Source organism: Steroidobacter agaridevorans, from assembly GCF_009932555.1.
GTDB lineage: Bacteria > Pseudomonadota > Gammaproteobacteria > Steroidobacterales > Steroidobacteraceae > Steroidobacter > Steroidobacter agaridevorans.
The window spans coordinates 334,113-353,696 of sequence record NZ_BLJO01000004.1 but is presented as its reverse complement, the minus strand read 5'-3'; the positions used below and the strand labels follow the sequence as shown (position 1 = coordinate 353,696).

Below are 19,584 nucleotides of genomic sequence, written 5' to 3'. Positions count from 1 at the left end.
CTACGCCTTGCCGCGACGGCGAGCGGCGGCGCGTCGTCCTTTAGCTGGCTTCTTTGCGCGGGGACGTGCGGCGGCAGTGTCCGGCCGTTCAGTACTGTAGCCGGACAGCACACCTTCGGCAGTCTTGAAGCTGTCGATGAAACGCAGGCCCTGCGCTCCGATCTCGAACTCGCGCAGCTTGGGATCGAAGCCGCCGCCACGAATCTTCATGATGGAAATCAGCCGACGCAGCTGCCCCTGATACTCTGAATAACGCAGCAGGATCATGTTCTCGGTGACCGCGGAAATGCCGGTGGCCGGCACCAGCAGTTCCGGTCCGATCAGGTTCTGCGTCTCCATCGCGCAGATCGTGGTGACGCCCAGACTGCGCAACTCGTTGGCCAGCGCAGCGAAGAACGGACTGAGCCGCTCCGGCGTCTCCGCGGTGGCAGCGAATCCGCCCCAACCATCGATGAACAGGCGCTTGACCTTGCGGCGGCGAACCGCTTCGATCAGTTCGTTGCCCAAGCTGTCCAGAATGCGCTCGAACGGCGGCCGCCAGATGATTTCGAGATGACCTGCCGCGACCCGCGACTTCAGATCGATGTCGATGAGTTGTGCATTGGCCACGAGCCGGTCCGGCGATTCATAGAAGCCGAAGTGCAGGCCGGGCTCGGCCTTGCTCGAGCGTTGTAGGAATGCGGTACCCAACGTGGTCTTGCCCGCACCCGACGGCCCGACCAGCAGCGTCGAGGAATCGGCGACCAATCCGCCGCCGGTCATGGTGTCGAGCTGTGCGATGCCCGTCGAAATCCTGTCGCCGTTGACGATGCCTTGGTTACGCAGGAAACGAGACTCGGGCCGCGGGTGCACGACCAGCCCGTCATCGGTGATCTGGAATGGATGCCGGCCGCGGAGGCTCGCCGAGCCACGGAACTTGCGCACCTCCAGCTCGCGCTGGCGGCGCTTGCCGTAAGGCATGTCTTCGAGAGTAACCAGGCCATCCACCATGGTGTGTTCCGGGTGGTACTCACCCCTGCGGCCATTCGTCAGGAGCAGCGTGCAACAGCCCGCGGCGGCGGCGTGTGCCTGCAACTCGTGAATGAACTTCCGGAACTCCCGATCCGAGGTGCTGGTTTCCTCGACCGCGATCAGGCCGTCGAGAATCAGGATGCTGGCCTCGTGCGCCCGCATTTCCCGACGCAACAAATCCATCATCCCCTTCAGCCCGTTCTCTTCCAGCACGCGAAACGCGCTGATGTAATACACGTACTTCGGGATCAGCTGCGCGTCGTAAAAGCTCATCTGCTCCAGGTGCTGGAGCATGCGTGCATGATTTTCGGCAAGCAGCGTGACGAACAGCGCGCGCTTGCCCTGACGGGCCTGATGAAAGCAGATCTGGTTGGCGAGAATCGTCTTACCGGCGCCGGGCGTACCGCGCACGATATAGACAGCGCCTTCGAAGAAGCCGCCCTTGAGCACCTCATCCAGTCCCGGCACACCGGTGGCGATGCGCTCCAGCTCCGGTTCACGACTGCGTTCGTTGTTGTTCACGTGACCGTGGGCCCCTTATCCGACCGTATCCTCACTCGATTTTAGCGTGAGCTGTCACGTCGCGTGGCAGTCTTACACTGAACGTCGAGCCCTGACCCGGCTCACTCTGCAGCGCCAGCCTCCCGCCTTGCGCCTCCACCAACTTGCTCGACAGCCACAACCCGATACCGAAGCCGCCGCTGCGCGGCGCGCTCGACGCCCGGGTAAAGCGCTGAAAGATCCGCTCGCGGTCGGCCGGCGCGATGCCGATCCCGTGATCGATGACACGCAGTTCCACCCATTCGGGATGACTTTCCAACTCGATGCACACCGGCTTGCCGTCGCCATAACGGATTGCGTTGGAGACGAGATTGTCCAGGACCTGCTCGGTCGCCAAGTGGTCCCAGGTCCCATCGACGGGACCGTGCAACTCGCAATCCAAGGTCGAGCCCGCGCGAGTAGCCAACTGCTCGTACTTGCGAATGCAGGCCCGCACCAGATCGCACAGATCGAAAGCCGTCGGCTCGAGCCGCACTTCCTCGGCATTCAGGCGAGTGATCTCGAGCAGCGTCGTCGCCCGGCGCATGTAGTGATCGACCGCCAGCTCGAGCATTTCCAACCCCTGGAGCAACGCTGGCGAAGCCTGCTCGCGACGAGCGCGCGACAGTAACAGCTGCACCTGCCCGACGATCGGCGTCATCGGGTTGCGCAGTTCGTGAGCGGCGATGGCGATGAATTCATCGCGGGCTGCGATCGCCGCGCGCAACTCTTCAACGAGGCGCTCATGATCCGCGGTGAGCGATGGAGTGGTCATCGCATCTTTTTATCCTGGTAAAACGTGCGCGGGATTATAGGCAGGCGTTCTTCGAGCGCGCGCGACTTTATCGAGTCCGATAATTTCCGACAAAGCTGCCAAAGCCGTGACTCTTATATGAGAATCCGGCGGTATCTCGATTCGAAGTGCAATGAGTTGAAGCGAATGCCGATGTTTCCTTCGCGACTGTGGCGATACGCCAGTCGCTGCCTGTTTCTTTTCCTCGTTCCGGTCGGCGCCACACATGCCGAGACACACGCTCGATGCGCCGAGCAGTTCGCACCACGCAGCGGCGAGCCCGGCAAGGACGTGATGTGGGTGGCGACCATCGATGAAGTCGTCGGCGCGATGCTCAGAGCGGCCAACGTGACGAATCGAGATCGCGTCGTGGATCTCGGCTCCGGTGACGGAAAAATTCCGATCGCCGCCGCCAAACAATTCGGCGCGCAGGCGCGCGGCATCGAGTACAACGCGCAGCTCGTTCAGCTCGCCGAATGTCATGCGCGCGTCGAGCGCGTCGCCGACAAGGTGAGCTTCCAGCAAGGCGACATATTCTCGACCGACTTCAGCGATGCGACCGTGGTGATGCTGTACCTGTCGCCCACCCTCAACCTGAAGCTGCGACCGACCTTGCTCGACATGCGCCCGGGGACGAGGATTGTGTCGAACACGTTCGATATGGCGGACTGGAAACCCGACCGGCAAGTCGAATCCGCTGTCGGCAACACGCGCGCGTTTTTATGGATCGTGCCGTCGCGAATCGAGGGCGAGTGGCAGTTCACTCAGACCGGCGGTGAAGAATCTTTCATCTTGAAGCTGCGCCAGAGTTTTCAGCGACTGGAAGCGTCGCCCGCAAGTGAATCGCCGCCGACCCGATCGCGCCTGGCCGTACAAAGCGGCCGCGTGCTCGGCACGCAAGTGGAGATCGTGGTGACAGGACTCGACGCGCAGCCGACCACGCTGAGCGGAGAAATCGTGGGGGATAGGATGCTGCTTGCGACCTCGGGCGCTGGCGTGATCCGTCGGTTTGTCGGACGGCAGATGTGAGGAAAAGTAACAGGTCGGAGGGGAGTGGTGGTGGTGGGGCCGAGTGAGGGATGGCACTCGGCACATCCATGTGCCTCGCCCCTTCGGGGCGACCTAAAGGTCGTGCAAAACGGCTGTCCTGCCGTTTTGTCGAACCCTCGGTACCACGTTCAAAGCCAGCACGCGGCAGCCAGTGCAAATGAAAAACCCCCTGGAAGGGGGCTTTTTCATTTGCATATGGCGGAGAGTGAGGGATTCGAACCCTCGATGGGCTTTTGACCCATACACCCTTAGCAGGGGTGCGCCTTCGACCACTCGGCCAACTCTCCGGCGCCTGCCAGGGCGTGACGCCCAGGTCAGTGAAGGCCGGCAAGAATACTGGCCGAGGCCCGTTAGGTAAAGGGTCGCAACAAGAACGCTCCCACAGCGTTCAAAGCGGCCCTCGCGGAGTGGCGGGCCCCGTCACCCCGCGATTGAGCTACTGCGTGAAGATCTCAGGAGCCTGCGCCAGTGATCGGACGCTTCGCTGCGCCGCCGCCTGCCGCCTGTTCCTCGCGCTTGATGCGCTCGTAGATCTCTTCACGATGTACGGCAACCTCTTTCGGTGCATTCACGCCCACACGCACCTGGTTACCTTTGACGCCTAGGACGGTCACTGTGATGTCGTTACCTATCATCACGGTCTCACCGACGCGCCTTGTCAGAATCAACATGGTTCGCTCCTTGCTGTCAGCCGAATGATCGAGTTGCGTTTGCCGGCGGTGGAATCACCGCCCTCCCACAGCGCGCGCACTTTTCATTCGAAATCGAGAGTAGGTCAGCTGCTCGGGTAATGGGGATCGGGATTTCCCTGAATATCGAAATTACCCTCACAAGACAGACAATATATTTTTTAATATGTTCGCACTAATTAATTCTCGGTGCACCCGAATTTTCCCCAGTATCCAAAAAATCTGACTCATGGGTTTCGGACCGACATAATGCGACAGCAAAGCGAGGGGGCGCAGTAGACCAGCTTCCTTGCGGGCCTGCAGTTCGCGCAAGCACGGTTGACAGTTTCAGGCTGACTTTGCCGTAACTTTGGATTCGATCCAGGCCACGACTCCCGCCAACGCCTCATCCAGCTTTGCTGGATCATTGCCGCCCGCTTGCGCCATGTCTGCACGACCGCCGCCGCGACCACCGACTTGTTGCGCAACAAAGTTAACTAAATCGCCGGCTTTCACCCGCGACGTCTGATCGGCTGTGACACCTGCAATCAACACGACTTTGTTCGCGTCGTCCACCGACGCGAGCACAATCGCCGCCGAGCGCAGCTTGTTCTTCAGCTGATCCACCGCATCACGCAAGGCCGGCGCATCCGCGCCGTCGACTCGCGTCGCGACGACCTTCAAACCACCGACATCGACCGCGCTGCCCGTGAGGTCGTTGCCTTGTCCACTGGCGAGCTTGGACTTGAGCGCCGCCACTTCCTTTTCAAGCTTGCGGCTGCGGTCCAGCAGCTGTCGGACTTTGTCCTCGACATCGTCGCGGCCCGCTTTCACCAGCGAGGCCACATCACGCAGCACGCGATCGGTCTGCGAAATCCATTCGTAAGCGCCCTGTCCCGTGACAGCTTCTATGCGCCGAATGCCTGCGGCCACGCCGCCTTCGCTGACAATCTTGAACAGGCCAATGTCGCCTGCACGGCTTACATGGGTGCCGCCGCACAATTCGGTGGAAAATCCGCCGAAGCTCAACACGCGCACTTCATCCTCATACTTCTCGCCGAACAGAGCCATTGCCCCTGAGGCCACTGCGGCGTCATAAGGCATCAGCTTGGTTTCCGCGGGCGCATTCGCGCGAATCTCCACGTTCACCAGCTCTTCGATCTGCTTCAACTCTTCCGGCGTCACCGCCGCGAAGTGCGCGAAGTCGAAGCGCAAACGATCGGGCGCGACCAACGAACCTTTCTGCGTGACGTGGGCGCCAAGGACTTTGCGCAGCGCTGCATGCAGCAGATGCGTCGCCGAATGATTCGCCATCGTCGCGCGACGACGCTCTCCATCCACGCGCGCCTCGATGCGAGCACCGACGCGCAACTCACCTTCTTTCACGCGGCCGACATGCGCGAACGCGCTGCCGATTTTCAGAGTATCGGCGACGTCGAACTCGACACTAGGACCGGTCAACACACCGGTGTCGCCCACCTGGCCGCCGCTCTCTGCGTAGAACGGCGTGTGATCGAGAACCACCTGCCCTTCTTCGCCGGCGCGCAGCACCTCGACGCGTTCCTTGCCACGAAGCAATGCCACGACAGTGCCTGCGTCGACCAGGTTTGCGTACCCACTAAAGTTGGTCTTGTCATCCAGCGAAACGCCGGCGCGCAGATCGACGCCGAATTTGCTGGCGGCCTTGCTCGTGTCACGCTGAACCTGCATGGCCTGCTCGAAGCCGGGCTCGTCGATCGTGAGACCGCGCTCGCGTGCGATATCCGCTGTGAGATCCGAGGGGAAACCAAACGTGTCGTACAGGCGGAACACGGTCTCGCCCGGAATTTCTTTTTTGCCGCCAAGTCCGGCGATTGCCTGATCCAGCAACACCATGCCCTGCGACAACGTTTCGGCGAAGCGTTCTTCTTCCTGCTTCAGCACGCGCTCGATCTGCGCTCGCTGAGTGCGCAACTCGGGATAAGCCTCGCCCATCTCTTTCTCGAGCGCAGCCACCAGCGTGTAGAAGAACGGCTGCGTCTGGCCGAGCTTGTAGCCGTGGCGGATGGCGCGACGAATGATGCGACGGAGCACATAGCCGCGGCCTTCATTCGATGGGAATACGCCGTCGGCCACGAGGAAGGAACATGCACGAATATGATCGGCGATGACGCGCAGCGAGCTCGAAGATAGATCTTTGCTGTTGGTCGCAGCGGCCGCGGCCTTGATGAGATTGACGAACATGTCGATCTCGTAGTTCGAGTGCACGCCCTGCATGACGGCGGCAGTGCGCTCGAGACCCATGCCAGTATCGACCGAAGGCTTGGGCAGCGGCGTGAGCTTGCCCTCCTCGGAACGATCGAACTGCATGAACACTAAATTCCAAATTTCGATCCAGCGGTCGCCGTCCGCGTCCGGCGAGCCCGGCGGGCCGCCAGGAATGTGCGCGCCGTGATCGTAGAAAATCTCCGAGCACGGGCCGCATGGACCGGTCTCGCCCATCTGCCAGAAATTGTCCGAGCCGCCGCCCGGCTTGTCGCCGATGCGCACGATGCGATCCGCGGGCACGCCGACATCCTTGAGCCAGATGTCATAGGCCTCATCGTCGGTGTGATACACCGTCACCATCAGGCGCTGCGGATCGATGCCGAGATACTGCTTGCCGGTAACGAAATCCCACGCGAAACGGATCGCGTCGCGCTTGAAGTAGTCACCGAAGCTGAAGTTGCCGAGCATCTCGAAGAAGGTGTGATGCCGGGCCGTGTAGCCGACGTTCTCGAGATCGTTGTGCTTGCCGCCCGCGCGCACGCAGCGCTGCGAACTGGCCGCGCGGCTGTAGCTGCGCTTGTCCTTGCCTAAAAATACGTCCTTGAACTGCACCATGCCGGCGTTGGTGAACAGCAGCGTCGGGTCATTGCCCGGCACCAGGGAGCTGGATGCCACGACCTGGTGGCCACGCTCACGGAAAAAGCTTAGGAACAGCGCGCGAAGATCGGCGCTCGACAGGCGCTTGGCAGTCATGAGGAACCGTCAGGAATGAGCCGGGGGATCGAATCCTCCGCCCGGATGGCTAATCCCTTTCTGGCTCGTCGTCCAAGTCAGGGTCGAACTTCAGGGCAGCGCGGATTTGATCGCTGTTAAAACCGCGATATTGAAGGAAGCGCGCCTGCTTTGCACGTTCAGCGGCGGACCGGGGCAGTTCCGCGCCGAACTTGCGGCGCCGGACCTCCGCCGCCAGCCCGCTCCAATCCTGCTCGCCGCCGGCGATTTTCTGCTGAATCTGCTCGTCCGTAATCCCTTGCTGGCGCAATTCGGCTCGGATCCGCACCGGCCCCTGGCCGCGTCGGGCATGGTGGTGGACATAATTCGCCGCGAAGCGCTCGTCCGAGACCCACTTCTTCTTGCCCAGCTTGTCGAGGACCGTCGCGATGCTGGCCTCGGGATAACCTTTCGCGGCCAGTTTGCGCTTCAACTCCTCGGTGGAATGCTCACGACGCGACAGTAAGCGCACCGCGGAAGCTTCGACTTCCTTGTCCTGTTTCTTGGCGCGCTCCGCTCGTTCCTCGGGAGTGAGCGCTTCGTCGTCAGCCGCAGGCAATCCTGCGGCTTCGAACAATTCGCGTGTGCGACTGGTCTTAGACCGCCTCACCCTTCACTGCCTTGGTATCCGGCAACAGCTTTTCGCGGATCTTGCCTTCGATCTCGCGAGCGATCTCGGGATTGTTCTGGAGGAAGGTGCGCGCGTTCTCCTTACCCTGGCCGATGCGCTCGCCGTTGTAGCTGTACCAGGAGCCCGACTTCTCGACCAGGCCCTGCAGCACGCCGATATCGATGATTTCGCCATTACGCGAAATGCCCTGGCCGTACATGATTTCGAACTCGGCCTCGCGGAACGGCGGCGCGACCTTGTTCTTGACCACTTTGACGCGCGTCTGGTTGCCGACCACTTCCTCGCCGTTCTTGATGGCGCCGATGCGACGGATGTCCAGGCGCACCGACGAGTAGAACTTGAGCGCGTTGCCGCCGGTGGTGGTTTCGGGGTTGCCGAACATCACGCCGATCTTCATACGGATCTGGTTGATGAAGATGACGATGGTGTTGGAGCGCTTGATGTTGCCGGTGAGCTTGCGCAGCGCCTGCGACATCAGTCGGGCCTGCAAGCCGACGTGCGCGTCGCCCATTTCGCCTTCGATTTCAGCCTTCGGCGTCAGCGCCGCGACCGAGTCGACGACGATCACATCGACCGCGCTGGAGCGCACCAGCATGTCCGTGATTTCCAGAGCCTGCTCGCCCGTATCGGGCTGCGACACCAGCAGCTCCTGCACGTTCACGCCGAGCTTTTCGGCATACACCGGATCGAGCGCGTGTTCCGCGTCGACGAACGCGGCCGTGCCGCCCGCGCGCTGAGCTTCGGCGATGACCTGCAGGGTCAGCGTGGTTTTACCCGAGGATTCCGGGCCATAGATCTCGATGACTCGGCCGCGGGGCAGACCGCCCACGCCAAGTGCGATGTCCAGGCCCAGCGAGCCGGTGGAAACCGCTTCCACATCGTAAGTGGCGCTCGCGTCGCCCAGACGCATGACCGAGCCCTTGCCGAATTGCTTCTCGATCTGGCCGAGCGCGGCGACTAGCGCCTTCTTACGATTTTCTTCCATCGGAGGGACCTGTGTTGATTAGTGGTAACTCAGTTGACCGTGGCCAGTATTTTACAAACCGGACGACCGAAACTGGGGGATATCTGTATATTTGCACAGTTAATCGCGATCCGCCACTGTCGGATCCGTGCTAGGGGCTATTGTAGCGGCCAGCGCTCCAGGACGGAGTAATGCGAGCCGCCGGCGTCGCGCACCGATTCGACCAGCGCGTAGTCGTTCACCTTCTGAAATAAGGTTTCGACTTTCTGAATCGGGCGCGCTCGCGGCAGGTCGCGCGCCAGCGTGATGTGGGGGCTGTACGGGCGTTCGTCCAGTTGTTTCAGCTGGCTACGCAGGCTGGCGCGGAGCCGATCTGCCAGATCGATCGCGGCGGCCGGCGGCGTCGACGAGGTCAGGCACAGCACTCTGCGCCCCCACGATTCGATGCCGTCGAGCTGGAGCTGGAATGCCGGGCCGCCGGCCAGGCTCGCTCCGGCTTGCTGAATGGCTGGAAATTTCTCGGCCGGAATCTCGCCCAGAAATAACAAAGTGACGTGGAAATTCCGCGGCGGTATCGCCCGTCCGCCGCTGGCGCGGATCGCAGGAAGCGCGATCGCCTCGATCTGCGCACGAAACTCATCGCTGGGCCACAGCGCGAAAAACAGCCGTCGGCTGTCTCGCTGGGGCGACGACATCAGAGCTTCCGTTGCAGCAGACTCAACTCGCGCAGCGCCCTGGCCACGGACTGCCGGCGAATCGCCTCGCGGTCTCCGGTAAATGTCTCGAGCGCCACCCGGGTCTCGATTTCATGGTCCTCTTTCCAGGCCCAGGCGAACCACACCGTGCCGATCGGCTTGCCCGGCTGCGCGCCCGCGGGGCCGGCAATGCCCGTCACCGCCAAAGCAATGTGACCGCCGAGCGCTTCCAGCGCGCCAATCGCCATCTCACGCGCCGTCGCCTCGCTGACCGCGCCGTGTGACGCGAGTGTGGATGGCCGCACGCCGAGCAAGGCTTGCTTGAGCGTGTTGCTGTAAGCCACCACGCCGCCGTCGTACCAGGCCGAGCTGCCCGCAATGTCGGTCAACAGCTTGGCGACCCAGCCGCCGGTGCACGATTCCGCGGTCACCAGGCGCCGCTCCGCGTCCAGCAGGTCCGCGCCGGCCTGGGTGGCCAGCCGCTTCAAGTCCTCGTCGCTAGTCATGCCACGCATGCTTCAGGGTCCTGGGGATGAACGTCAAGCTGGGCATATCCGGATTCGCGCAGGCACAATTCCGTCCTTTGTCGCCCGGGCCCCGGCCACAGCCGGCCGGCGGTCCGATCTGCCTTCCATAGCGTCATAAAGAGTTACTCACTTAAGCGATGTCCGCCGCCCTGGAATCCCACACGCCGTCCATGCAGCAGTATCTGCGTCTGAAAGCGCAGTACCCGAAAGAACTGCTGTTCTATCGCATGGGCGACTTCTACGAGCTGTTCTTCGAGGATGCCAAACGGGCCGCGCGGCTGTTGGATATCACCCTGACCGCGCGCGGACAATCGGCCGGACAGCCGATACCCATGGCCGGCGTGCCGTATCACAGCGCCGAGTCCTACCTGGCGCGGCTGGTCCGCAAGGGTGAGTCCGTCGCCATTTGCGAACAGATCGGCGATCCCGCGAAATCGAAAGGCCCGGTCGAGCGCGCGGTCGTGCGCGTCGTCACGCCGGGCACGGTGACCGATGAAGCATTCCTCGATGCGCGGAAAGATAATTTGCTCGCGTCGCTGTATCGCGAAGGCCAGCGCTTCGGCCTCGCCTGGCTGGAGTTGTCGAGCGGCCGTTTCAGCGTGATGGAAGCTGCGGGCGAAGAAGGGCTCGCCGCCGAGATCGAACGCTTGCGCCCCGCCGAGCTGCTCGTGCCCGAATCGTCCGCGCCTGCCGGCATCGCGATTCATGTGCGCGAACGTCCGATCTGGCACTTCGATTTGGAAACATGCACGCGGATGCTCTGTGAGCAATTCGCGACACGCGATCTCTCCGGCTTCGGTTGCGCCGAGTATTCGCTTGCGATTCGTGCGGCGGGCACGCTGCTCCAATACGTTCGCGACACCCAGAAGGCTGCGCTGCCTCACTTGCGCGGCCTGCGCACCGAAGAGCGCAGCGAAGCCGTGCTGCTCGACGCCGCGACTCGACGCAATCTCGAGCTGGATGTGAGTTTGACCGATCGGCCCGACTGCACCGTCGCGGCTGTGCTGGATCAAACAGCGACCGCGATGGGCGGTCGCGAATTGCGTCGCTGGCTGAATCGGCCGCTGCGCGACCGTGGCGCTGTTGAATTGCGACTGCAGGCGATCTCGACGTTGATCGATCGCGTGCTGTACACGCCATTGCACGATCTGCTCAACCACGTTGGCGATATTGAGCGCGGCCTTGCTCGCGTCGCATTGAAAAGTGCGCGGCCTCGCGATCTCGCTCAGCTGCGCGACGCGCTTGGCCGATTGCCCGAACTGCAGGAGCTGCTGGCGAATATCGATTCTCCGCTGCTGCGCGAATTCGCTTCCCAAGCCGGCACATATCCGGATCTGCACGACGTGCTCAAGCGCGCCATCGTGGAATCGCCGCCGCCCATTCTGCGCGAAGGCGGCGTGATTGCGGCGGGCTACGACGCCGAGCTGGACGAGCTCAAGCTCATCAGCGAGCACAGCGATCAATATCTGGTCGATCTGGAAACTCGCGAGCGCGAACGCAGCGGCATCGCGAACCTGCGGCTCGGCTACAACCGCGTGTCGGGCTACTACATCGAGATCAATCGCAGTTTTGCCGACAAAGTGCCGACGGACTATCACCGGCGTCAGACGGTGAAGAACGCCGAACGTTACATCACGCCCGAGCTGAAAGAGTTCGAGGACAAAGTGCTCGGCGCGCGCGATCGCGCGCTCGCTCGGGAGAAACAGCTTTATGACGAGTTGCTCGATCGGCTGATTGCGAAGCTCGACGACCTGCAAGGATCGGCAGCAGCACTCGCGGCGCTCGACGTGCTGTCGAATCTGGCCGAGCGCGCGGTGAACTTGCGTTATGCGCAGCCGGAGCTGTCGGACGATCCGGTGATTCAGGTTACCGAGGGCCGTCATCCCGTCGTCGAACGGTTCATCGATCAGCCGTTCGTGCCGAACGATCTGCGCTTGCGAGAAGACCGGCGGATGTTGGTGATCACCGGCCCGAACATGGGCGGTAAGTCGACGTTCATGCGCCAGACCGCGCTGATCGTCATTCTCGCCCGCATCGGCAGCTACGTGCCCGCCACGGCCGCGCGCATCGGGCCGATCGATCGCGTATTCACTCGCATTGGCGCTTCCGACGATCTTGCCGGCGGCCGCTCGACTTTCATGGTCGAGATGACCGAGGCAGCAAACATTCTGAACAACGCGACCAATAACAGCCTGGTGCTGATGGATGAGATCGGCCGCGGCACGAGCACGTACGACGGCTTGTCGCTAGCGTGGGCCTGCGCGAATCACATCGCTCGCAGTGTTCGCGCCTTCACGCTGTTCGCCACACATTATTTCGAGCTCACTGCGCTCGCTCAGGATTTAGACAATTGCGCGAACGTGCATCTCGATGCGACCGAGCACGGCGAGAAGCTGATCTTCCTGCATACGGTGAAGGATGGCCCGGCGAATCAGAGCTACGGCTTGCAGGTCGCCGCGCTCGCTGGCGTACCGCCGAAGGTGATTAGCGCCGCACGCAAATACTTGCACGAGTTGGAGCGCCGCTCCGCGGCCGCGCAGCAGGTGAAGCCGCAAGGAGAACTGTTGCTGGAGTTCCCAGACGATGAAGAGGAAGAGGAACATCAAGCTGTCGCCGCACTTCGGAGCGTCGATCCGGACGCCATGACGCCGCGAGAGGCGCTGGATGCGCTTTACAGGCTCAAGAAGTTGATAGCGGCAAATTAGAACGCGACCACCGCGCGACCAAGCAAAGGCCGCGCGCGTTGATGCGCCTCAGCCTCAAGCCAGCCGCGGCGCGTAAGCGCTCGCGGCGCTCGAGCGACGCGTTAGCGCCGGAACGAGCCCGTTCGCAAAAACCACCGTGCTTGCTCCGCCACCTCGGTGGAGAACAACATGCCGGTGTGCGACGTCGACACGATGATGTGATCTTTCGCGCCCGGCAGCTTCGTCTCCTCGACGAGCACCGTCCCGTCGTGATCCGCATTCAGATCCGCGAACAATCGCCCCAGCCCCAGCCCCATCGAACCCGCGATCACGCCAACGTCACGATGACCGCGCCATTCGTTCGGCACGCAGTCGATACATTCCGCATGTACCGCCGCACCGAGAATCGCTTTGCCGAATGGCAGAATGCGCGCGACGCCCTGCGCCGCCTTCGATCCTTGCAGCGGCGTGCCTAACAACACCGCCCGGCCCGGCGGCAGATCGTCGGTCAGTTGTAACGCCCGCAGGATCACCAGGCCACCCAGACTGTGACCGACGAAATGCAGCTCCCCCACATCCTGCGCATGCGCGAAATCCAACAGTTTGCGCACGTGATCGCTCATCGAGCCGCTGACGGTAGGATAGGTAAAAGGGAGCACGCGAAGCTGTCCACCCGCCTCCAGCCGATGCTTCAGCACCTGCAACTGAAAGCCCGACATCCACAAGCCATGCACCAGCACGGTGGTGGCCGGCGGCCCATCCGGTTGTTTCGAATCGTTAGCCAATTCGCCATTGCCCTTGACAGCGCTGACAGCTATGGTCGCAGCGTGCGCCGAGGGGACGCAATAGAAAACTCATGACTGAAGACCGGACATTGGGGGACAGGATGCGGACTGCGAAGCTGCTGGCGATGGCTTGTGTGCTGCTCGGAGCATCGTCCGTGCTTGCGCAATCCAAGCCCAAGCCCGCGGCGCCCACCGTGCCGGCAGGCGACTGGATCGAGCTGTTCAATGGCCGCGACCTGAGCGGCTGGACTCCGAAAATCTCGAAACACGAGCTCGGCGAGAATTTTGCCGATACGTTCCGGGTCCAGAACGGTCTGTTGCAAGTTCGTTACGACAAGTATCGGAGCTTCGACGACCAGTTCGGCCATCTGTTCTACAAGACGCCGTACAGCTACTACCGCCTGGTCGTCGAATATCGTTTCGTCGGCGAGCAGGCCAAGGGTCATCCGGGCGCCTGGGCGTTTCGCAACAGCGGCGCGATGCTTCACTCTCAGGATCCGAAGACCATGACGCGCGACCAGGACTTCCCCATCTCCATCGAAGGCCAGTTCCTGGGCGGCAAGAGCGACGGCACGGCGCGCTCGACGATGAACGTCTGCACGCCCGGCACCGAGATCGTCGTCAATGGCAGTTTGTATCCTGAGCATTGCCTGGATTCGGCGTCGCGCACCTTCGATGGCGATCAGTGGGTGCGCGCGGAATTTCTGGTGCTGGGCTCGGGCCAGATCACGCACTTCGTGAACGGCGAGAAGGTGTTGGAATACGCGCTGCCTCAGTTCGGCGGCGGAGTCGTTCACAACCACAACCCGGCGGCGCAACCCACCGGCAAATTGATCGAAGGCGGCTATATTTCGTTGCAGAGCGAGTCGCATCCCATCGACTTCCGCAAAGTCTCGCTGCTGAACCTGGCCGGCTGCATGGAACCGAAGGCTGGCAACTACCGCGCGTACTACGTGAAATCTGAGCCGGCGACGTGTCAATATGCGCGCCCGGCCTCCACTCCCTGAACCCCCTTTCGAGCGATGACCGCCATGTCCAAACCTCTTCGTGCGGCAGTAATTGGAACCGGTTTCATCGGCCGAGTTCATGTACGTTCTGCACGGCTCGCCGGCGCCGAAGTCGTGGGCGTCGCCGCCTCCTCGCCGGAGCGCTCGGCCGAGGCAGCGAAATCGATGGATATCCCTCGCAGCTTTGCCTCGGGGCTCGAAGCGGCGCGCGACAAGGACGTGGATGTCATTCACATCTGCACGCCCAACGCGCTGCACATGGAAGTCGCGAAGGCGGCGCTCGAAGCTGGCAAGCACGTCGTCTGCGAGAAGCCGCTCGCGACATCGTTGCAGGACGCCCGTGTACTGAGCGATCTCGCCAAGAGTAAAGGCCTGATCGGCACGGTGCCGTTCATCAATCGCTATCACCCGATGGTGCGCGAAGCTCGCTCGCGCGTGCAGAGCGATGAAACCGGCAAGCTGTATCTGATCCAGGGCTCGTACTTGCAGGACTGGCTCATGCAAGCAGGCGACACCAACTGGCGCGTCGACGCCTCCGCCGGCGGCAAGTCACGCGCGTTCGCCGACATCGGCTCGCATCTTTGCGACGTACTCGAGTGGATCACTGGCGAGCGGTTCACCTCGCTGATCGCCACGCTCGGGACGCCGATCGCGCAACGCTCAGCCGCCGCAAGTCGCGTGGCATTCCAAGCCAGCGGCGAAGTGAAGGAAACAAAATCTGTCGACACCGAAGACGTAGCGTGCCTCATCCTGCGCACCGATCGCGGCACGCTCGCGACGCTCACCGTCAGCCAGGTCTCGGCCGGCCGCAAGAACCGCCTGTGGTTCGAGCTCGACGGCGCACAGCAGAGCGTCATGTTCGACCTGGAAAGCCCCGAGCAACTCTGGATCGGCCGACGCGAAGGCACGACTTTGCTGATGCGCGATCCCTCGCAGTACTCGTCCGAGCAGAAGCGCCTCGCCTGGCTGCCCGCCGGTCACGCGCAGGGCTGGGGCGATTGTTTCGAAGCATTCGTGCGCGATTCGTACGCGGCGATTCGCGGTCAGTCGCAGGTCGGACTGCCCACCTTCGCCGACGGCGCGCGCTCCATGAGCATCGTGGAAGCCGTCCTGCGCTCCTCCGCCAACAATCAATGGACCGCCATTAACGACTAGGAGAGAACCCAAATGATCACACGTCGTCGCTTTCTCGAGGGCAGCTCGCTCGCTGCACTGGCCGCCATGAGTGGAGTCAGAAGTTTCGCCGCGGGCGCCGGCACCGGTCCGTTGGGCCTGCCGATCGGCGTACAGCTGTACACGGTGCGTGACGTTGCGGCCAAGGATCTGGCCGGCACGCTCGCGAAACTGCAGGCGATCGGTTATCGCGAAGTCGAAACCGCCGGCTTCTATGGCAAGTCGGGCCAGGAGATGCGCAAGATCCTCGCCGACCACGGCATGACCGCCCCGTCCGCGCATTCCAGCATGGGCGAAATCCAGAAGAACATGCAGAAGCTGGTCGACGACGCGGCCGCGGTGGGCGCGAAATATTTCGTCTGCGCCTTCCCCGCACTGCCCGGGAACAAGCCGATGTCCGCGTCCATTGCCAAGGACATCACGCTGGACGATTGGAAATGGAACGCCGAGCAGTTGAACAAGTTGGGCGAGATGGCGAAGAAGGCCGGGCTGCAGGCCGGCTATCACAATCACAACATGGAATTCCGCAAGTTCGATGGCGTGACCGCGTTCGACCACTTGTTGAAGCTGACCGACCCGAAACTCGTGACCATCGAGCTGGACCTGGGCTGGGTGGTGACCGCCGGCCTGGACCCGGCCAAGTACATCAAGCAGCACGCCGATCGCATTTCCCTGCTGCACGTGAAGGACGTGCGCAAGGACGCGGTGCTGGCCGTCGACGAGATCAAGGCGCAAACCGTCGAGGTGGGTCGCGGCAAGATCGACTGGCAGAGCGTGTTCGCGGCCTGCGATCCAAAACATCTGAAACATTATTTCGTCGAGCAGGAAAACTTCACCGGCCCGACCGTCGACGCGGTGCGCGCGAGCTTCGAGTATCTGAGCACGCTAAAGTCATAGCCAAAGGAGCACCCTCATGTTCAAGGCATTCAATCGTGGCGCGCCCTGGGTCGCCGTGCTCGCCGCCACCTGCGCCATGACCGCGAGCGCGGACGACGGCGGAAACTTCAAGCCGCTGTTCAACGGCAAGAATCTGGATGGCTGGAAACACGTCGGCCCCGGCGAGTTCGTCGTCGAGAATGGCGCGCTCAAGAGCGTCGGCGGCATGGGTCTGCTGTTTTATCCGGGCGAGAAGTTCGGCAACGCCGTGATCCGCGTCGTGTACAAGGTGTCCGGCGATAGCAACTCCGGCGTGTTCATCCGCATTCCCGAACAGCCCACGGAGCCGTGGATGCCCGTGAACAAGGGCTACGAGGTGCAGATCGACGACAGCGACGACGACTGGCATCGCACCGGCGTGCTGTATTCGTTCACCAAGACGCTGGCGCAGCCCAAGACCGGCGAATGGAACACGATGGAAATCACGCTCGAGGACGAGCGCACCGTCGTCACCGTGAACGGCACGAAGGTCACGGACTTCAAGGAAGGCTCGCCCGTCCCGGAAAAGAAACAAAAGCACGAGCCCGATCGCGGCAAGCGCGCCGCGAGCGGCTACATCGGGCTGCAGAATCACAACGACAAGGACGTGGTGTACTTCAAGGAAGTGAGCGTCAAGAAGCTCAAATAGGCCCGGTCCCTCGGACGGCGCTGCCTGTTTGACAGGCAGCGCCAGTTTCTGCAACCTTGCCGATGTAACCCGTTACAGACTCCAACATCAAGCCGAAAGACCCGGCGCGCGGGCTACAGGGGGCTTTGTGAATCCGATTACCGCTCGGCTCAGCATCATGATGTTCCTCCAGTTCTTCATCTGGGGAGGATGGTTCGTGACGTTGGGCACGTTCCTGGGCTCGGCCTTCTCGGCCTCCGGCGGCGAGATCGGACAGGCATTCTCGACGCAAAGCTGGGGCGCGATCATTGCCCCGTTCATCGTCGGCCTGGTCGCCGACCGCTACTTCAATGCAGAGCGCATCCTGGGTGTGCTCCATCTCATCGGCGCGCTGCTGATGTACCTGATGTACAGCTCCGGCAGCTTCGCAGCGTTCTATCCCTATGTGCTCGGCTACATGATCATCTACATGCCGACGCTCGCGCTGGTGAATTCCGTGTCGTTCCGTCAGCTGACCGATCCCGCGGCCCAGTTCGGCAAGATCCGCGTTTGGGGCACGATCGGTTGGATCGTTGCCGGCTTGTTCATCAGTACGGTCGGCTGGGACGCGCAGCAAGCCGTTGCTGGAGGCGCGCTACGCAATACGTTCCTCCTGTGCAGCATCACCTCGCTCATCCTGGGCGTGTACAGTTTCACCCTGCCCGCCACGCCGCCGGTGCGCGTCGCGTCGCAGAGCGTGATATCGCAGGCTTTGGGGCTGGATGCTCTGCGCTTGCTCAAGGACCGGAATTTCGCGGTGTTCTTCGTGTCATCGGTCCTGATCTGCATTCCGCTGGCGTTCTACTACCAGAACACCAATCTGTTCCTCGCCGAAATCGGCGTGACCAACCCGACTGGCAAAATGACCGTGGGCCAGATGTCCGAAGTGTTGTTCATGCTCCTGCTGCCGGTGTTCCTGCATCGCTATGGCATCAAGAACACCTTGCTCATCGGCATGGCCGCCTGGGTGCTGCGCTATGTGCTGTTCGCCTTCGGCGCGCAAGACTCCGTACTGGTGCTGCTGATCGGTGGCATTGCTCTGCATGGCGTCTGCTACGACTTCTTCTTCGTCTCCGGGCAGATCTACACCGACTCGAAGGCCGGCGAGCAATACAAGAGCTCTGCACAGGGCCTGATCACGCTGGCCACGTACGGCGTGGGCATGCTGGCCGGCTTCAAAGTGGCTGGCATCATCTACGATCAGTATGCGGTGACCGGCGGCCACGATTGGAAGGCGATCTGGCTGATCCCGGCGGCGCTGGCGGCGGGCGTGTTTGCGTTGTTCGCGCTGGCCTTCAAGCCAGAGTCGATTCAGCGCAGCGACGCGGAATCGACGAGCTCATTGAAAACTTCTCCGCACACGAGCGCTCCGTCGTCGTCATAATCGTTCCCCCGCCGGATCGCATCCGTCCAAAGAGCTCAGCCCGTGTCCTCCAGTCGCGCCACTTCGATTCGCCAGGTCGCCCGGCAGGCCGGCGTGTCGATTGCCACCGTCTCCCGCGCCTTGACGACGCCAGACAAGGTTTCCGAAAAGACCCTGAAGAAGGTGCTCGCACAGGTCGAGCGCAGCCGTTACAAGCCCAACCTGCTGGCGCGCAATTTCCGCAGCAAGCGCGCCTATTCGGTCGTGGTGTTGGTGCCGAACATCGCCAACCCGTTCTTCGCCGAAATCATTCGCGGCATCGAGCAGGTCGCGCAACAGCAGGGCTATGCGGTGCTGCTGGGTGACACCGAAGGCCGCGAGGATCGCGAGGCTTATTACGTCGGCCTGGTCGAAACGCGTCAAGCCGATGGATTGATTCAACTCCACCCGCGCCTGCCGAAAGCGGCGCGCGGCGCGAATGGCACGCTCGATATTCCGCTGGTGAATGCTTGCGAATACATCGAGGACGCGCCCTGCCCTCGCGTGGGCATCGACAACGCCGCGGCCGCTCGCGAAATGACGGCGTATCTCCTCGGCCTGGGCCACCGGCGGATCGGCGTCATTCTCGGTCCCGATTCCAGCCCACTGACGAGCGACCGGTTGCGTGGTTACAAGCACGGGCTCCGCTCGGCAAAGATTTCGGCGGACGATGCGTTGATCGCCCAGGGCGATTTCACGATGAGCTCGGGCAGCGTGGCCGCCGAAAAGCTGTTCAAAGCCAAGCAGCCGCCCACCGCGATCTTCTGCTTCAACGACGAGATGGCGCTCGGCGCGATCCGTTATCTCAAGAGCACGGGTCGCTCCGTGCCGCAGGATGTGTCGGTCGTCGGCTTCGACGACATCGAATTCGCCAGCTTCTGCGATCCGCCGCTGACCACCATCGAACAGCCGACCCGCGAGATTGGTAATAAAGCCATGTCGCTACTGTTCGACATGCTGAACGGCGGCAAGCCCGAGCCGACAATGCACACGCTGCCGATCAAACTGATCGTACGCGACAGCGCGGCGGCGCCGCCGAAGCAATAATTCACTT

17 protein-coding genes and 1 tRNA gene are annotated in these 19,584 nt (G+C 62.2%); 8 read left to right on the top strand and 10 right to left on the bottom strand.

Annotation, left to right across the window (positions count from 1 at the left end; all coding sequences use genetic code 11):
* Positions 1-1,533, bottom strand: a complete 1,533-nt coding sequence (locus GYH35_RS16165; protein ID WP_161810919.1) for an ATPase domain-containing protein — start codon at positions 1,531-1,533, stop codon at positions 1-3.
* A 31-nt stretch (positions 1,534-1,564) separates the two neighbouring features.
* Complete coding sequence (locus GYH35_RS16160; protein ID WP_161810918.1) at positions 1,565-2,326, bottom strand: sensor histidine kinase; 762 nt, start codon at positions 2,324-2,326, stop codon at positions 1,565-1,567.
* A 165-nt stretch (positions 2,327-2,491) separates the two neighbouring features.
* On the opposite strand from GYH35_RS16160, the gene GYH35_RS16155 reads away from it, so the two are divergent.
* The gene (locus GYH35_RS16155; protein WP_161828965.1) at positions 2,492-3,373 is read left to right on the top strand and encodes a class I SAM-dependent methyltransferase; all 882 of its coding nucleotides are present in this window, start codon (positions 2,492-2,494) and stop codon (positions 3,371-3,373) included.
* 217 nt (positions 3,374-3,590) lie between these two features.
* Here the strand turns inward: GYH35_RS16155 and GYH35_RS16150 are convergent.
* The 7 genes from GYH35_RS16150 to GYH35_RS16120 all read right to left on the bottom strand — a co-directional run bounded on the left by GYH35_RS16150 (position 3,591) and on the right by GYH35_RS16120 (position 9,876).
* Positions 3,591-3,681, bottom strand: a tRNA-Ser gene (locus GYH35_RS16150).
* 165 nt (positions 3,682-3,846) lie between these two features.
* Positions 3,847-4,065, bottom strand: coding sequence for a carbon storage regulator CsrA (gene csrA, locus GYH35_RS16145; protein ID WP_116808221.1), 219 nt, complete (start codon positions 4,063-4,065; stop codon positions 3,847-3,849).
* A gap of 345 nt (positions 4,066-4,410) precedes the next feature.
* On the bottom strand, positions 4,411-7,047 hold the full coding sequence (alaS, locus tag GYH35_RS16140; RefSeq protein WP_161829148.1) for an alanine--tRNA ligase: 2,637 nt from the start codon (positions 7,045-7,047) through the stop codon (positions 4,411-4,413).
* Between the two features lie 64 nt (positions 7,048-7,111).
* Complete coding sequence (locus GYH35_RS16135; RefSeq protein WP_202624356.1) at positions 7,112-7,657, bottom strand: regulatory protein RecX; 546 nt, start codon at positions 7,655-7,657, stop codon at positions 7,112-7,114.
* A gap of 19 nt (positions 7,658-7,676) precedes the next feature.
* A complete protein-coding gene (gene recA / locus GYH35_RS16130; protein WP_129640844.1) occupies positions 7,677-8,696 on the bottom strand; it encodes a recombinase RecA in 1,020 nt (339 codons plus the stop codon).
* Between the two features lie 137 nt (positions 8,697-8,833).
* Positions 8,834-9,370, bottom strand: coding sequence for an RNA 2',3'-cyclic phosphodiesterase (gene thpR, locus GYH35_RS16125; RefSeq protein ID WP_161810916.1), 537 nt, complete (start codon positions 9,368-9,370; stop codon positions 8,834-8,836).
* Complete coding sequence (locus GYH35_RS16120) at positions 9,370-9,876, bottom strand: CinA family protein (RefSeq protein WP_161811392.1); 507 nt, start codon at positions 9,874-9,876, stop codon at positions 9,370-9,372. Before GYH35_RS16120 ends, thpR begins: the two co-directional genes overlap by 1 nt.
* 158 nt (positions 9,877-10,034) lie before the next feature.
* Here GYH35_RS16120 and mutS point away from each other — a divergent pair, with 158 nt between their 5' ends.
* Complete coding sequence (mutS, locus tag GYH35_RS16115; RefSeq protein ID WP_161828964.1) at positions 10,035-12,602, top strand: DNA mismatch repair protein MutS; 2,568 nt, start codon at positions 10,035-10,037, stop codon at positions 12,600-12,602.
* 101 nt (positions 12,603-12,703) lie between these two features.
* Here the strand turns inward: mutS and GYH35_RS16110 are convergent, their stop codons facing one another.
* On the bottom strand, positions 12,704-13,366 hold the full coding sequence (locus GYH35_RS16110; protein ID WP_161810914.1) for an esterase/lipase family protein: 663 nt from the start codon (positions 13,364-13,366) through the stop codon (positions 12,704-12,706).
* A gap of 101 nt (positions 13,367-13,467) precedes the next feature.
* On the opposite strand from GYH35_RS16110, the gene GYH35_RS16105 reads away from it, so the two are divergent.
* The 6 genes from GYH35_RS16105 to GYH35_RS16080 all read left to right on the top strand — a co-directional run bounded on the left by GYH35_RS16105 (position 13,468) and on the right by GYH35_RS16080 (position 19,577).
* On the top strand, positions 13,468-14,373 hold the full coding sequence (locus tag GYH35_RS16105; protein ID WP_202624355.1) for a 3-keto-disaccharide hydrolase: 906 nt from the start codon (positions 13,468-13,470) through the stop codon (positions 14,371-14,373).
* A 24-nt stretch (positions 14,374-14,397) separates the two neighbouring features.
* Entirely contained in the window at positions 14,398-15,528 is a 1,131-nt protein-coding gene (locus GYH35_RS16100) for a Gfo/Idh/MocA family protein (protein ID WP_161828963.1), read from the top strand.
* 12 nt (positions 15,529-15,540) lie between these two features.
* Positions 15,541-16,443 carry a sugar phosphate isomerase/epimerase family protein gene (locus GYH35_RS16095; protein WP_161810912.1) on the top strand — a complete coding sequence of 301 codons (903 nt, stop codon included), beginning with the start codon at positions 15,541-15,543 and terminating at the stop codon, positions 16,441-16,443.
* A gap of 76 nt (positions 16,444-16,519) precedes the next feature.
* Positions 16,520-17,110, top strand: a complete 591-nt coding sequence (locus tag GYH35_RS16090) for a 3-keto-disaccharide hydrolase (protein WP_161811390.1) — start codon at positions 16,520-16,522, stop codon at positions 17,108-17,110.
* 127 nt (positions 17,111-17,237) lie between these two features.
* On the top strand, positions 17,238-18,512 hold the full coding sequence (locus GYH35_RS16085) for a nucleoside permease (RefSeq protein ID WP_161810911.1): 1,275 nt from the start codon (positions 17,238-17,240) through the stop codon (positions 18,510-18,512).
* 42 nt (positions 18,513-18,554) lie between these two features.
* Positions 18,555-19,577, top strand: a complete 1,023-nt coding sequence (locus tag GYH35_RS16080) for a LacI family DNA-binding transcriptional regulator (RefSeq protein WP_161810910.1) — start codon at positions 18,555-18,557, stop codon at positions 19,575-19,577.
* Positions 19,578-19,584: the final 7 nt, after the last annotated feature.

What these genes read in the sequence shown, in the direction of transcription:
- GYH35_RS16100 (WP_161828963.1), top strand. Translation starts at nt 14,398, where the DNA reads ATGTCCAAACCTCTTCGTGCGGCAGTAATTGGAACCGGTTTCATCGGC.
- GYH35_RS16090 (WP_161811390.1), top strand. Translation starts at nt 16,520, where the DNA reads ATGACCGCGAGCGCGGACGACGGCGGAAACTTCAAGCCGCTGTTCAAC.
- thpR (WP_161810916.1), bottom strand. Translation starts at nt 9,370, where the DNA reads ATGTCGTCGCCCCAGCGAGACAGCCGACGGCTGTTTTTCGCGCTGTGG.
- mutS (WP_161828964.1), top strand. Translation starts at nt 10,035, where the DNA reads ATGTCCGCCGCCCTGGAATCCCACACGCCGTCCATGCAGCAGTATCTG.
- GYH35_RS16160 (WP_161810918.1), bottom strand. Translation starts at nt 2,326, where the DNA reads ATGACCACTCCATCGCTCACCGCGGATCATGAGCGCCTCGTTGAAGAG.
- GYH35_RS16105 (WP_202624355.1), top strand. Translation starts at nt 13,468, where the DNA reads ATGCGGACTGCGAAGCTGCTGGCGATGGCTTGTGTGCTGCTCGGAGCA.
- csrA (WP_116808221.1), bottom strand. Translation starts at nt 4,065, where the DNA reads ATGTTGATTCTGACAAGGCGCGTCGGTGAGACCGTGATGATAGGTAAC.
- GYH35_RS16155 (WP_161828965.1), top strand. Translation starts at nt 2,492, where the DNA reads ATGCCGATGTTTCCTTCGCGACTGTGGCGATACGCCAGTCGCTGCCTG.
- recA (WP_129640844.1), bottom strand. Translation starts at nt 8,696, where the DNA reads ATGGAAGAAAATCGTAAGAAGGCGCTAGTCGCCGCGCTCGGCCAGATC.
- GYH35_RS16095 (WP_161810912.1), top strand. Translation starts at nt 15,541, where the DNA reads ATGATCACACGTCGTCGCTTTCTCGAGGGCAGCTCGCTCGCTGCACTG.
- GYH35_RS16120 (WP_161811392.1), bottom strand. Translation starts at nt 9,876, where the DNA reads ATGACTAGCGACGAGGACTTGAAGCGGCTGGCCACCCAGGCCGGCGCG.